At 62.8% G+C, this 12,246-nt stretch carries 12 protein-coding genes; 6 read left to right on the top strand and 6 right to left on the bottom strand.

What is annotated here, in order from left to right:
- Positions 1 to 6: 6 nt before the first annotated feature.
- A complete protein-coding gene (locus H0A72_RS19220) occupies positions 7 to 762 on the top strand; it encodes a sulfite exporter TauE/SafE family protein (protein WP_180158131.1) in 756 nt (251 codons plus the stop codon).
- A 91-nt stretch (positions 763 to 853) separates the two neighbouring features.
- Here the strand turns inward: H0A72_RS19220 and H0A72_RS19215 are convergent, their stop codons facing one another.
- From H0A72_RS19215 to H0A72_RS19200, 4 genes are all read right to left on the bottom strand, one after another.
- Positions 854 to 1,846 carry a Bug family tripartite tricarboxylate transporter substrate binding protein gene (locus H0A72_RS19215; RefSeq protein WP_180158130.1) on the bottom strand — a complete coding sequence of 331 codons (993 nt, stop codon included), beginning with the start codon at positions 1,844 to 1,846 and terminating at the stop codon, positions 854 to 856.
- A gap of 144 nt (positions 1,847 to 1,990) precedes the next feature.
- Positions 1,991 to 3,004: a Bug family tripartite tricarboxylate transporter substrate binding protein gene (locus tag H0A72_RS19210; protein WP_180158129.1), complete on the bottom strand. Its 1,014-nt coding sequence runs from the start codon at positions 3,002 to 3,004 to the stop codon at positions 1,991 to 1,993.
- A 113-nt stretch (positions 3,005 to 3,117) separates the two neighbouring features.
- Positions 3,118 to 4,293, bottom strand: coding sequence for a UxaA family hydrolase (locus H0A72_RS19205; protein WP_180158128.1), 1,176 nt, complete (start codon positions 4,291 to 4,293; stop codon positions 3,118 to 3,120).
- Positions 4,294 to 4,336: 43 nt separating this feature from the next.
- Positions 4,337 to 4,618, bottom strand: a complete 282-nt coding sequence (locus tag H0A72_RS19200; protein WP_180158127.1) for a UxaA family hydrolase — start codon at positions 4,616 to 4,618, stop codon at positions 4,337 to 4,339.
- Positions 4,619 to 4,780: 162 nt separating this feature from the next.
- Between H0A72_RS19200 and H0A72_RS19195 the strand changes: the two genes are divergently transcribed.
- Together H0A72_RS19195 and H0A72_RS19190 are read left to right on the top strand one after the other, a co-directional pair.
- On the top strand, positions 4,781 to 5,533 hold the full coding sequence (locus H0A72_RS19195) for a GntR family transcriptional regulator (RefSeq protein WP_180158126.1): 753 nt from the start codon (positions 4,781 to 4,783) through the stop codon (positions 5,531 to 5,533).
- Positions 5,534 to 5,735: 202 nt separating this feature from the next.
- Entirely contained in the window at positions 5,736 to 7,241 is a 1,506-nt protein-coding gene (locus tag H0A72_RS19190; protein ID WP_180158125.1) for a tripartite tricarboxylate transporter permease, read from the top strand.
- 19 nt (positions 7,242 to 7,260) lie between these two features.
- Here H0A72_RS19190 and H0A72_RS19185 read toward each other — a convergent pair whose 3' ends face one another.
- Together H0A72_RS19185 and H0A72_RS19180 are read right to left on the bottom strand one after the other, a co-directional pair.
- On the bottom strand, positions 7,261 to 8,202 hold the full coding sequence (locus tag H0A72_RS19185) for an N-carbamoyl-D-amino-acid hydrolase (RefSeq protein WP_246437013.1): 942 nt from the start codon (positions 8,200 to 8,202) through the stop codon (positions 7,261 to 7,263).
- A 98-nt stretch (positions 8,203 to 8,300) separates the two neighbouring features.
- Entirely contained in the window at positions 8,301 to 9,248 is a 948-nt protein-coding gene (locus H0A72_RS19180; protein ID WP_180158124.1) for a LysR family transcriptional regulator, read from the bottom strand.
- A 119-nt stretch (positions 9,249 to 9,367) separates the two neighbouring features.
- Here H0A72_RS19180 and H0A72_RS19175 point away from each other — a divergent pair, with 119 nt between their 5' ends.
- The 3 genes from H0A72_RS19175 to H0A72_RS22030 form a co-directional block, all read left to right on the top strand.
- A complete protein-coding gene (locus H0A72_RS19175) occupies positions 9,368 to 10,351 on the top strand; it encodes a Bug family tripartite tricarboxylate transporter substrate binding protein (protein ID WP_180158123.1) in 984 nt (327 codons plus the stop codon).
- A 35-nt stretch (positions 10,352 to 10,386) separates the two neighbouring features.
- Positions 10,387 to 11,832: an N-acyl-D-amino-acid deacylase family protein gene (locus tag H0A72_RS19170; RefSeq protein WP_180158122.1), complete on the top strand. Its 1,446-nt coding sequence runs from the start codon at positions 10,387 to 10,389 to the stop codon at positions 11,830 to 11,832.
- A 179-nt stretch (positions 11,833 to 12,011) separates the two neighbouring features.
- Positions 12,012 to 12,246, top strand: a 235-nt coding sequence (locus H0A72_RS22030; protein ID WP_218953405.1) for a hypothetical protein, incomplete at its 3' end; no start/stop codon positions are given.

Raw genomic sequence — 12,246 nt, 5'->3', positions numbered from 1 at the left:
GCGCGCATGGCGCTTTGGCTGATTCTCGGGATAGGCAGCGCCATGGCGGGCTTCGTGCAGGGCCTCGCCGGCTTCGGTTTCGGCCTGGTGTCTCTGGCGATCTGGTCCTGGGTGCTGGAACCCGCCCTGGCCGTGCCGGTAGTGGTGTTCGGTTCGCTGGTCGGTCAGCTGCTGGCCTGCGGTTCGCTGCGCCATGGTTTCCGCTGGGATCGCGTCCGGCCTTTTCTGCTGGGCGGCATCGTCGGCATTCCGACGGGGCTCTGGCTGCTGGACATGATGGATCCTCTGTTCTTCAAGTTCGGGGTGGGGCTGCTGCTGGCGGTGTATTGCTCGTCCATGCTGTTGATCTCCAGCATGCCCCGCATCACGCGGGGCGGCCGCGTCGCCGACGGGGTCATTGGCTGGGTGGGCGGAACGATGAGCGGTTTCGGCGGGCTGCCGGGAGCGGTTCCGACTTTGTGGTGCACCTTGCGGGGCTGGCCGAAGGATCAGCAGCGCACGGTGTTCCAGGCGTTCAATCTGTTCATGCACATGCTGACGCTGACGGCGTTCGCCATCCATGGCCTGCTGACTCGCGAGATTCTTGAGATCTTCGCATTCGTCGCGCCGGTGATCGTGATTCCGTCTCTGCTGGGCATCCGTCTGTACAGGCGGTTTTCGGATGGGACGTTCAAGGCGGTGGTGCTGGTGCTGCTGGCGGTGTCGGGGGTGATGCTGCTGGTGTCGACGGCCCCCAAGGTCTGGGTGCAGATCTTCAGCTGAAGGCGTGCCCAAAAAAAGCGGCCGTCGCCCGGCCGCTTTGGAATTGACCACACGCGGCCATGGAACCCCGATTCCATGGCCGTGGCGAACATCAGTTGATCTTGATGTTGCGCTCCTTGATGATCTTCGCCCAGTTCGCCGACTCCGCATCCATCGCCTTCTTGAACTCGGCGGGAGTATTGCCGACCGGCGACATGCCCTGGGCCTCCAGGCGTTCCTTGATGTCAGGCATCGCCAGCACCTTCACCGTGTCCTTCTGGATCTTGTCCACGACGTTCTTCGGCGTGCCTTTGGGCGCAATGAACCCGAACCAGCCGGAATTCTCGAACCCCGGGACGCCGGCCTCGGACACCGTCGGCAGGTTCGGCAGCATCTTCGCGCGAGTTTTGCTCGTGACGGCCAGCGCATTCACCCGGCCCGATTGCGCCAGCGGCGTGACCGCGCCGATATTGCCCACGATGAAATCGATCTGGCCCGCCATCAGATCCGTGTAGGCGGCCGCCTCGCCCCGGTACGGCACGTGGGTGACGTCGATCTTGGCGGCATGGGCGAAGTTCTCGCCCGCCATGTGGACCTGGCTGCCCAGGCCCGCCGACCCCATGTTCAGCGTGTTCGGATTCTTCTTCGCCAGATTGATCAAGTCTTGCAGCGTCTTGACCTGCAGCTTGTTGGCCGCCACCACCACCATGGGGCCTTCGGCCACATTGGTGATCAGTTCGAAGTCCTTGTTCACGTCGAACGGCAAAGTCTTGTACAGATGCGGATTGACGGTCAGGATGCTGCCGGACGCCATCAGTATGGTGTGGCCGTCGGGGTTGGCCTTGGCGACGATGGCCGTGCCGATGTTGCCGCCGGCGCCCAGCTTGTTCTCCACGACGACGGTCTGTTTCCAGAGCTCGCTCAGCTTGGCGCCAAGAAGCCGTGCCACCACGTCGGTGGTGCCGCCCGGGGAAAACGGAACGACGATGGTCACCGGCCCGGAAGGCCAGTTCGCGGCTGCCGCGGGCGTGCTCAGCCCCGTGGCGAGTGCGGTTGCGGCGAGCAACAGGGTGGCGCGCCGTAGTGGTCGAAAGCGATGTTGCATGAGAGTCTCCTGTTGTATTTGTACATGTTGAGTGCTGCCGTATCGAATGTTGTCATGTACCGCTTGCTGGAAAAAAACAAAGGGTCAGACCCCGCATGGGGCCTGACCCCAAGGGCCTGGAAGATTGGGACTTTGACCGCACGGTCAGGTCACCGTTATGCCGGCGTTCTTGATGATCTCGCGCCAGCGCTTGACCTCGCCCTCCAGATGCGTTTTGAATTCCGCCGGATTGCGTGGCTGGGGAATGAAGCCGAGCTTGATCATGGATTCGCGCATGGCGGGCTGGTCCACCTGGGCGACGATAGCCTTGCCGATCTTCTGCACGATGTCGTCCGGGGTGCCGGCCCGCAGCATCACGCCGGTCAGGTTCTCGACGATCAGCTCCGGCATGCCGGCTTCGGCAACCGTGGGCACGTCGGGCAGGTCGGGGCTGCGTTTGGTGGTGGTGACGGCCAGCGCGCGCAAGGCGCCGCTTTTCACATGGGACAGCGATTCCGGATAGTTGGAGAAAATGACGTCCAGGTGCCCGCCCATCAGGTCGGTGAGCGAAGGCGCGCCCCCTTTGTACGGGATGTGCACCAGCTTGTTGCCGGTCAGGCTCTGGTACAGGGCCAGCGTAAGATGCGGCGGCGTGCCGTTGCCGCTGGAACCTGCGTTCAGCGGCCGGGCCTTCGCCGCCTTGTCGAGATCGGCCATGCTCTTGATGTCGCTCTTGGCATTGACCACCACCATCATCGACGAGGCCGCAAGGCCGGCCACGGGCGTCAAGTCCTTGAGCAGATCGTAGCCCGCGCGGCCTTCGAACAGCGTGGCGTTGGAGGCGTGGGTGAGCGTGATCGCCAGCCAGGTATAGCCGTCGGGTGCGGAGCGCGCAACGTGCGCGGCGCCGATGTTGGCGCTGCCGCCCGATTTGTTTTCGACGACGACGTTCCAGCCGTGGGCGTCGGTCAGGGCTTTTGCCACCGCGCGGGCGGCGACGTCCGTCAGCCCGCCCGGCGCAAACGGCACCACATAGTTGACCGGGCGGCTGGGCCAGCCGTCGGCCGCGGCGCCCAGGGCGGCGCCGGGCAGCAGGCCGCCCAGGCCCGCCGCGCCGGCCGCCTGCAGCAGCTTGCGGCGCAAGGGGTCGGCACAGTGTCGGGAAGATATGGGCTTCATGTCTCTAGCTCCTTCGTTGGTGTTTTAGTATTGACGGGGCCGGACCCGTGCAAGGTCCGACCCCTCTGGGCCGCGCGCTGACACCTGTTGCGCGGCCCGGCCCCCTTTCCCGCTCAGGCGCTTTCGAACAGGCGGGTCAATACGAATTCGCGATGCCCCAGGGCTTCCGCGGCCGTCCAGCGGCCATTGGCGGTGGCGAGCATGCTTTCCAGCAGCTTGTCGCCGGCTTTGTCGAGGTCGATTTCGCGTTGCAGCAGGCCCGAGGTGTCGACGTCGATGTGTTCCGACATGGTGCGCACCGTGCGCGGGTTGGCGCAGATCTTGATCACGGGCAGGATGGGATTGCCGATGACGTTGCCCTGGCCGGTGGGGAAGAAGTGCACGGCAAAGCCGGACGCGGCGCACAGCGTGACCATCTCGGCCGCCGCGGACGACGAATCCATGAACCACAAGCCGCTGCTGGTGGGGGTTTCGGCCTTGTCCAGCACGCCGTCCACCTTGCACTTCTTGCCGATCTTCTGGATGTTGCCCAGCGCCTTTTCCTCGATGGTGGTCAAGCCGCCCGCGATGTTGCCTTTGGTGGGCTGCGATTCGGACAGGTCGCTGGTCTTCCAGCGGTTGATCATGTCCTGGTAGCGGTTGAACATGAACATGAAGCGTTCGCGCACCTGGTCGTTGGCGCAGCGTTCGGCCACGATGTGCTCGCCGCCCGTCAGCTCGGACGTTTCGCCGAAGACCAGGGTGGTGCCCAGGCCGTACAGCTTGTCGAAGGCATTGCCCACGGTGGGGTTGGCGCCACAGCCCGAGGTCGTGTCGGATTCGCCGCATTTGGTCGACACCCACAGGTCGCTGATGGGGCATTCCTGGCGCATGAGGCCGGTGGCGTAGTGGACGAATTCCTTGGCCTTGCGCGAAGCGCGCAGGATGGTGTCGTGGTCGCCGTGCAGCTCGATGCCGAATCCGGCCACGGGCTTGCCGGTGGCGGCAATGGCGTCCACCACGCGTTTGGTCCAGCCTTCTTCGATGCCGATGACGACGACCGCCGCGACGTTCGGGTTGCTGCCGGTGCCGATCAGCGTGCGGAAGTGCAGTTCCAGGTCTTCGCCGAATTGCAGGCGGCCATAGGGATGCGGCAAGGCCATCGTGCCCTTGATGTTGTTGGCGACGGCTTCGGCGGCCGCGTTGGAAATGTCGTCGACCGGAAGAATGATGACGTGGTTGCGTACGCCCACGCGCCCGTTGTCGCGGCGATACCCCATGAACGTGGTGTTGGCGGAAATGACAGCCATGTTGAAACTCCTTATTAACCTGTGGATATATGGGGTGGATCGCTTACCAGCGCTTGGTCTTGATGTTCTGCACGTGGGCGTGGTCGCCGGCCTTGATGGGCGCCACGACCTTGCCGATGTCGATGCCGTACTTGTAGACGGTGTCGCCCACCGCCATGTCTTTCAGGGCGACCTTGTGGCCGATGGGGATGTCTTGCTGGGCCTTGACGTGGATGAGCTTGTCTTCGTCCATTATCCAGGCAGTGAGCTCAGTGCCCGCTGTGATGCCTTCCACAACGGCGACGGCGACCGTGTCCTTGGAGTCGTGCAATACGGCGTGAATCATGTTTTTCCTCTCTATAAAAAACCGCCGGCTCGGCATGCGGGAATGGCCGGTCGGCACCGTGTGTAAGGAATGTTATTCGTGTGCGACATACATGTCAAGCATATCATATAGATGATTAGTATGAGGTATCATTGTCGCTGTGTTATATGCAAATAACTAGCCATGGGTCCTACTTCGTCTGTGCTCAGTCCTTCCGGTGTGCCTCTTTACGAGCAGGTCAAGCGCGCGGTGCTGGCCGCGCTGTCCACGGGCGAATGGAAGCAGGGCGAAGCCATTCCCCCTGAAAAACTGCTGTCCGAACGTTTCGGCGTGTCCATCGGCACGCTGCGCAAGGCCATCGACGAATTGGTCATGGAAAACATTCTCGTGCGGCACCAGGGGCGGGGCACCTTCGTGGCCATCCATTCCCAGAACCAGCATTTCTTCAAGTTCTTCCGCATCGTCCGGCAGGACGGCGAAAAAGCCTATCCCACGACCGAACTTCAAAGCTTCCGGCACATGCCGGCAAGCGACGAGGCCCTGGAAAAGCTGCGTTTGCCCCGGGGTTCGCGTGTATTCGAATTCGTCAATGCGCTGTCGCTGCATGGCGAAAAGGTGATCGTCGACACGATCTGCGTGTCCGATGTCATGTTCCGGGGGCTGACGCAGCAGCAGCTGCGGGAGCGGCCCAGCACGCTGTACAGTTTTTATCAGCAGATGTTCGGCATCAACGTCATTGCCACGGACGAGCGCGTGCGGGTGGCGGTGGCTGACGCGTATCACGCGGGGCTGCTGAATGTGGAACCGGGCGCGCCGCTGCTCGAACTGCGCCGCGTGGCGTATTCTTTTCACCAGACGCCGGTGGAGTGGCGGGTTTCCAAGGTCAATACGCGGCACTATGAATATATTGGCCAGGAGCATTTGATCAATTCATAGGGCGTGTCGGGGCTCCCGTTCGCGCCATGGGCGCAGCCCCGCAGCCGCCGCTCGGTCGAAATCCGCCGGAACACAGGAAAATCTAAGGGGAAACCTGGGTTCATATCCGAAGACAAGCGCCTTATCATATCGTGTCACGATCTATTCCCCCCAAACCATATCAAGCGGCGATGCGCTCGCACAGCACGATGAGGACCACCGCATGGAATTACTCGAGAACCTGATCCTTGGATTTTCGGTAGCGTTCACACTGCAGAACCTGGCGTATTGCTTGTTGGGCTGCCTGCTGGGAACCCTGATCGGCGTGCTGCCCGGCATCGGGCCGGTGCCCACGATCGCCATGCTTCTGCCCATCACCTACGTATTGCCGCCGGTGGCCGGCCTGATCATGCTCGCGGGCATCTACTATGGTGCGGCCTACGGGGGGTCGACCACGGCCATCTTGGTGGCCCTGCCCGGCGAGACGGCGGCGGTCGTGACGGTGCTCGACGGGCACCAGATGGCGCGCAACGGCAGGGCGGGCGCGGCGCTGGCCATTGCCGCCTTGGGTTCGTTCTTCGCCGGCTGCGTGGCGACCCTGGTGATCGCGGGCTTTGCGCCGCCGCTGGCCGAGGTGGCGTTCAAGTTCGGGCCGGCGGAGTACTTCTCGCTGATGGTGCTCGGCTTGATCGGCGCGGTCGTGCTGGCTTCGGGCTCGCTGCCGAAGGCCGTGTGCATGATCTTGCTGGGCCTGCTGCTGGGCATGGTGGGAACGGATGTGAACTCGGGCGTGGCGCGCTATGACTTCGGTATTCCCGAACTGCAGGACGGCATCGATTTCGCCGCCGTGGCCATGGGCGTTTTCGGCTTTGCCGAAATCATGAGCAATCTGGAGCTCAAGGACAAGCGTGTGGACCTGACCGGCAAGATCGGTTCGCTATACCCCAACAAGCAGGAATTCAAGGAGGCATGGCCCGCCTGCGTCCGGGGCACGGCTGTCGGCTGCGCGCTGGGGATACTGCCCGGCGGGGGCGCGGTTCTGTCTTCTTTTGCGTCGTACACGCTGGAGAAAAAGCTTTCGAAGTCGCCCGAGCGTTTCGGCCGCGGACACCCCGCCGGCCTGGCCGGCCCAGAATCCGCCAACAACGCCGGCTCGCAGGCATCGTTCATCCCTTTGCTGACGCTGGGCATCCCCGGCAACGCGGTCACCGCGCTGATGATAGGCGCCATGATGATCCACAACATTCAGCCGGGGCCGCAGGTCATGTCCAGCCACCCGGATTTGTTCTGGGGGCTGATCGTGTCGATGTGGATCGGCAACCTGATGCTGGTGGTCCTGAATCTGCCCCTGGTCGGGCTGTGGGTCAAGCTCTTGAACGTGCCGTATCGCATACTGTTTCCCGCCATTTTGGTGTTTTGCACCATCGGCGTCTATACGTTGAACTACAACGTCTTCGACATCTGGGTTACCGCCGCTTTCGGGCTGGTGGGCTATGTATGGACGAAGCTGAGCTGCGAGGGCGCGCCCCTGTTGCTGGGCCTGGTGCTGGGGCCGATGATGGAAGAGAACTTCCGGCGGGCCTTGCTGTTGGCCCGCGGGGATTTCACGACGTTCCTGACGCGGCCGCTGTCTTTGTCGCTCCTGCTGGCGGCGGCGGTCCTGGTGGTGCTGGTCGCATTGCCTTCGATACGGAAAAAGCGTGAAGAGGCTTTCGTGGACGAGGACTAGTGCGGTGGTTGGCCGGGCGCTATCGTAGAGGCTCGCCCGGGCCGATGCGATCGACGATCAGCGCGTAATGCTCCGGGCGGCGATGCCGCGCAAAGTCGAATACGTGCTTGCGGAAGGTGTCGCCCAGGCTCAGGTCGGCGTTGACCATGATCACCTCGTCGCCTTCGGTGCTGGCCTGAGCCACGATTTCCCCTGTGGGCGCCACGATGACGGATCCGCCTATCATGTGATGGCCGTTTTCGCTGCCGCATTTTGCCGCCGCCGCGGCCCAGACGCAATTTTGATAGGCGCTGGCCTGCAAGGTCACCAAGTGGTGATGCATGCGCAGGTGCACGGGCTCGGGCCAATGGATGTTCAGCGACGGCGTGTTGTAGCCCAGCACCACGACTTCCGCACTTTGCAGCGCCATGACTCGCCAGGTTTCGGGCCAACGCCGGTCGTTGCACAGACACATGCCTATCCTGGCGCCGAGCGTGTCCCAGACACCGAAAGTCTTGTCGCCCACATTGAAGTATTTCTTTTCCAGGTGCTGGAACGGGGCGTCCAACTTATGATCGTCGTGTCCGGGAAGGTGAATCTTGCGGTACTTCCCGACGATGCCGCCGGTTTTGTCCACCAGGATGGACGCATTGTAAGGTTGGCCTCCGGGCGTGAGCTCGGCATATCCCAGATAAAAACCAATGCCCAGCTTGCAGGCTTCGTCGAACAGCGGCTGGGTGTCGGGGCCCGGCATGCCGGTTTCGAAATAGCGCGCCTGCGCTTCTTCTTGGCTCATCCAGTATCGGGGAAAGAATGTGGTCAGGGCGAGTTCGGGAAACACCACGAGGTCCGCCTTGCGGCCATGCGCCTCGCGCAACATTTCCAGCAGCCGCAGCACCACGTCGCGACGTGTATCGGCCAATTGCACCGGCCCCATCTGCGCAACCGCCAAACCCAGCCTGCGCCTTCCTTTATCGATCATATCGCCTTGCTCCTCGGGCTCCAGAAAGCGCCATCATGCCGCCGCATGCCGCGCTTGTCGATGACGATAGACGAAGGTTATGGGCAAGCGATGATTTGCTATGGAGCCGCCGGGTCCAACAGGCTCTTCACCGCCGACAGGAAGCGGCGCCCCAGCAGCGGCAGCGGAGCGAGATCGGGACGCGTCGCCCAGATGTCGATGGAAGCGCGCGGCTCGATGGGACGGACCAGCAGGGAACTGGGCCCCGGGGGGAGGCAGCCGGCGTCGACCAGTGCCGGCCCCAGGCCATGCTGCGCGAATGCATAGGCGGTGACGGGGGAGTGAACTTCGATGGCGGCCGGACGGCAGGGGCCGGCGTCGCCGAAGAAGGCCAGTAACGCGCGGCTCAATGGCGCGCCGGGCGGATAACCTATCCATGCGCCGCGCAGCAGGTCGTCCGCTCGGATCACGGTCTTGTCCCCCAGCGGATGGCCTTCGGGCAGGATGCACACGATTTCCATATGGCCAAGCAGCGTCGACTTCAAGTGCGGGTGGTCCGGCGGAGCCATCGAGACGCCGACGTCGGCTTCGCCGCTCAGGAAATAGCCGACCTGTTCGTCGAAGGTGACGCTGCGGTAGTCCACCTGGGCGTGGGGATTGCGGTCCTGGAAGCCTGCAAGGGCTCGGGGAATCAGGTTCTGGCCGAAGCTTGCGCTGGAAATGATCTTCAAGATGCCCGATCCGGCCTCGCCCAGGGTCGCGGCAAGCTGATTGACGCGCTGGATTCCGTTGTAGATTTCTTCCACTTCCGCATACAGCCGGCGGGCTTCGGGCGTGGGAAGCAGCCGGCCTCGGTTGCGCTCGAACAGGCGATACCCGAGCCGGCTTTCCGTCAAGGCGAGGACGCGGCTGACCGCCGGCTGGGACACATGCAGGCTGCGCCCGGCGCCACTGATCGATCCGGCGATCATGATGTTGCGGAAGACTTCTATTTGCCGCAGGCTGAGCGGCGGCCGCGCAGCAGCGGGATGCGTCACACTCTCATCGGAAAAATCATCGTCTTCCATGGCGGCGCCCTGCCTCGTCGATAACGCCCGATTATATCTTCGCGACGTTTTTCGATGAGGGGCTTGCCGCATGCCGGTGATACGCTCGATACCTCTAACTAAAAAAGAGGAGACCAGTCATGCGGCGTATCATTCAGCGCTCGGTGGGCGCTTTGCTCATAGGATTCAGCATATTGGCGGGCGCGGCAAGCTTCGCCCAGGAGTGGCCCAGCAAGCCGGTTACGTTCGTCGTCCCATCGGCCGCCGGCGGTTCGCCCGATGTGCTGTCTCGCACTGTAATGAACCAGATCTCCAAAGACCTCGGTGCTTCATTCGTGGTCGAGAACAAGCCGGGCGCGGCCGGCAGCATCGGCATCGTGCAGATCAAGCGGGCGCGGCCCGACGGCTACACCATCGGCTACGGCAACATCAATACGCTGGCGGTGAACCGGGCGCTGTTCAACCAGCTGGCTTATGACGTGGACGCCGATCTGGAGCCCGTCATCCATTTCTTCAGCATCTATAACGTGCTCATCGTGCCGGCCGATTCGCCCATCCAGAGCGTTGCGGATCTGATCGAGCGCGCGAAAAAGGCGCCGGGAAAGATGTCTTACGGCGCGTCGGGCGTGGGAACCACCGGGCATATGGGTGGAGAGCTGTTCAAAAGCCTGGGCGGCATCGACGTAGCGTTCATCCCATACAACAGCGGGCCGGCCGCGCTGCAGGATTTGCTCGGCGGCCGGCTGGACTACATGTTCTCAAACTCGTCGGAAGCCGCACCCCTGGTAAAAAGCGGGAAGGCCCGGGCGCTGGGCGTCAGCAGCATGAAGCGCTTGCCGCTGTTGCCGGACGTTCCGACCGTGGACGAAGCCGGAGTGAAAGGCTATGAAACGATCGCCTGGGGAGGCGTGGTTGCGCCCAAAGGCACGCCGGCCGAAGTGATCGAAAAACTGAATATGGCGATACAAAAGGCATTGCGCGAGCCCGCCGTCATCGAAGGCCTGGCCACGCTGGGCGCCGAGCCCGGCGGCGGTTCCGCGGCCGACTTCAAGCGCTTGATAGACCGTGAAACGGTCAAGTGGAAAGGCATCATTGAAACGGCAGGCATCAAGAAGCTGGATTGATCCCGTCTCGCACGGTCCCGTCGAAGCAGAAGAACATGCAAATGGATTTCGTTGTAAAAGGCGCCCGGATCATAGATGGAAGCGGCGGGGCGCCCTACCATGCCGACGTGGCCGTCGCGGGCGAACGCATCGTTCGCATCGGCGATGTCGGATCGGCGCCGGGCGTGCCTTGGGTCGACGGCCGGTGCCAGGTGCTTGTGCCGGGCTTCATCGACTCGCACACGCACGATGACGGGTATCTGCTTGCGCACCCCGACATGACGCCTAAAGTATCGCAAGGCGTCACGACAGTGGTGACGGGCAATTGCGGGGTCAGCCTGGCGCCGCTCGCGCGATCCGGCTTGCCCCAGCCGCTGGATCTGCTCGGGCCGCCGGAGCTGTTTCGTTTCTCGACGTTCAGGCAATGGCTGGACGCCTTGCGCGCGTCGCCGCCGGCGGTCAATGTCGTTCCGCTGGTCGGCCACACCACCTTGCGCGTGTCCGTCATGGACGACACCGGGCGAGAAGCCGGCGATGCGGAAAGATCGGCGATGCGCAGCCTGCTGGCGGAAGCTCTGGACGCCGGGGCGTTTGGAGTGTCCACGGGCACCTTCTACCCGCCCGCCGCCGCGGCCACTACGGAAGAGATCATCGACGTCTGCGGCCCCCTGCGCGGGCGCGGCGGCATCTATGCGACGCATTTGCGCGATGAGGCCGACCATATCGTTCCGGCTATCGAGGAAGCGCTGGAGATCGGGCGCGCCGTTGATGCAAGAGTCGTGTTCTCCCACCATAAGCTCGCCGGTGAAAAAAATCACGGCCGGTCCCGCGAAACACTGGATATGATCAGCAGGGCGGCAGCGCGGCAGCCGGTATGCCTGGACTGCCATCCCTATCCCGCGACATCCACCATGCTGAGGCTGGATCGCGTGCGCATTGCCAGCCGCTGCATGATCACCTGGTCCAAAGCCTGGCCCGAAGCGGCTGGGCGAGACTTCAACGACCTGAAAAATGAATGGGGCCTGGACGACCAGGCGGCATTCGACAGGCTGACGCCGGCGGGTGCGATCTATTTTCTGATGGACCAGGAAGACGTATGCCGTATTTTTCAGCACCCGCTCACCATGGTCGGGTCGGACGGCCTGCCATTCGATCCCCATCCGCATCCTCGGCAATGGGGCACCTTCACCAACGTATTGAGGACCATGGTCCGGGAACGCCGGCTCCTGTCCATTGAAGAAGCCATCCATCGCATGACGGGCCTGGCAGCCCGGCAATACGGCTTGGCGGACCGGGGCGTGCTACGGGAAGGCCATTATGCCGACATGGTTCTGCTGGATCCGGAGACCGTAACCGACATGGCGACGTTCGAGAAGCCGATTCAGCTCAGCCGCGGCATCGGCGCCGTATGGGTCAATGGGCAACAAGTCTGGGACGGCGAAAAGGCGGGCGGCGCGCGTCCCGGGAAGGTGCTGGGGCCCGCTGGTGTCGACAAGCCATAGGGCGCTGGAGCTCGATTTGCAGACTTTTTAAAATTGCTGCTATAATTTCTGGCTTCGCTACACAAAAACGAAGCCGCAGTTGCTGCGGCGGGTTACGAAGGGCGGCTTTTAAATGGGCGGCCTTCGGTTTGGGATGCGAAGGGCGGATTCCCCAGGGATGATGCGGCAGTGGGCGGTTGATGAAAAGCACTTCAGAAAGTCTTCGATTTGACAGCCTAAAAAAACTGCTTCATAATCTCGTTTCTCTGCTTCAAACACAGCGCGGCACGCAGGTGCGGCCAGCGAGTGAGGCGGGGGCGGAAGTGCCGATGGGCGGCGAGGCTAGGGCTTCGGTTGACCATCACCCTTGTTCTTTAACAATCAAACAGCCGATAAGTGTGGGCGCTTGGAATGCGACGCAAGCGAGGCCTCTTT

Source organism: Parapusillimonas granuli (assembly GCF_013416525.1).
Classification (GTDB): domain Bacteria; phylum Pseudomonadota; class Gammaproteobacteria; order Burkholderiales; family Burkholderiaceae_B; genus Parapusillimonas; species Parapusillimonas granuli.
Note: the sequence above shows the minus strand (reverse complement) of the source record. Positions and strands in the feature narration are given on the sequence as shown.

Bases quoted from the DNA above. Each gene is read 5' to 3' on its own strand.
- H0A72_RS19200 (WP_180158127.1), bottom strand. From the start codon at position 4,618: ATGATTCACGCCGTATTGCACGACTCCAAGGACACGGTCGCCGTCGCC.
- H0A72_RS19180 (WP_180158124.1), bottom strand. From the start codon at position 9,248: ATGGAAGACGATGATTTTTCCGATGAGAGTGTGACGCATCCCGCTGCT.
- H0A72_RS19215 (WP_180158130.1), bottom strand. From the start codon at position 1,846: ATGCAACATCGCTTTCGACCACTACGGCGCGCCACCCTGTTGCTCGCC.
- H0A72_RS19185 (WP_246437013.1), bottom strand. From the start codon at position 8,202: ATGATCGATAAAGGAAGGCGCAGGCTGGGTTTGGCGGTTGCGCAGATG.
- H0A72_RS19190 (WP_180158125.1), top strand. From the start codon at position 5,736: ATGGAATTACTCGAGAACCTGATCCTTGGATTTTCGGTAGCGTTCACA.
- H0A72_RS19210 (WP_180158129.1), bottom strand. From the start codon at position 3,004: ATGAAGCCCATATCTTCCCGACACTGTGCCGACCCCTTGCGCCGCAAG.
- H0A72_RS19170 (WP_180158122.1), top strand. From the start codon at position 10,387: ATGCAAATGGATTTCGTTGTAAAAGGCGCCCGGATCATAGATGGAAGC.
- H0A72_RS19205 (WP_180158128.1), bottom strand. From the start codon at position 4,293: ATGGCTGTCATTTCCGCCAACACCACGTTCATGGGGTATCGCCGCGAC.
- H0A72_RS19175 (WP_180158123.1), top strand. From the start codon at position 9,368: ATGCGGCGTATCATTCAGCGCTCGGTGGGCGCTTTGCTCATAGGATTC.
- H0A72_RS19195 (WP_180158126.1), top strand. From the start codon at position 4,781: ATGGGTCCTACTTCGTCTGTGCTCAGTCCTTCCGGTGTGCCTCTTTAC.
- H0A72_RS19220 (WP_180158131.1), top strand. From the start codon at position 7: ATGGCGCTTTGGCTGATTCTCGGGATAGGCAGCGCCATGGCGGGCTTC.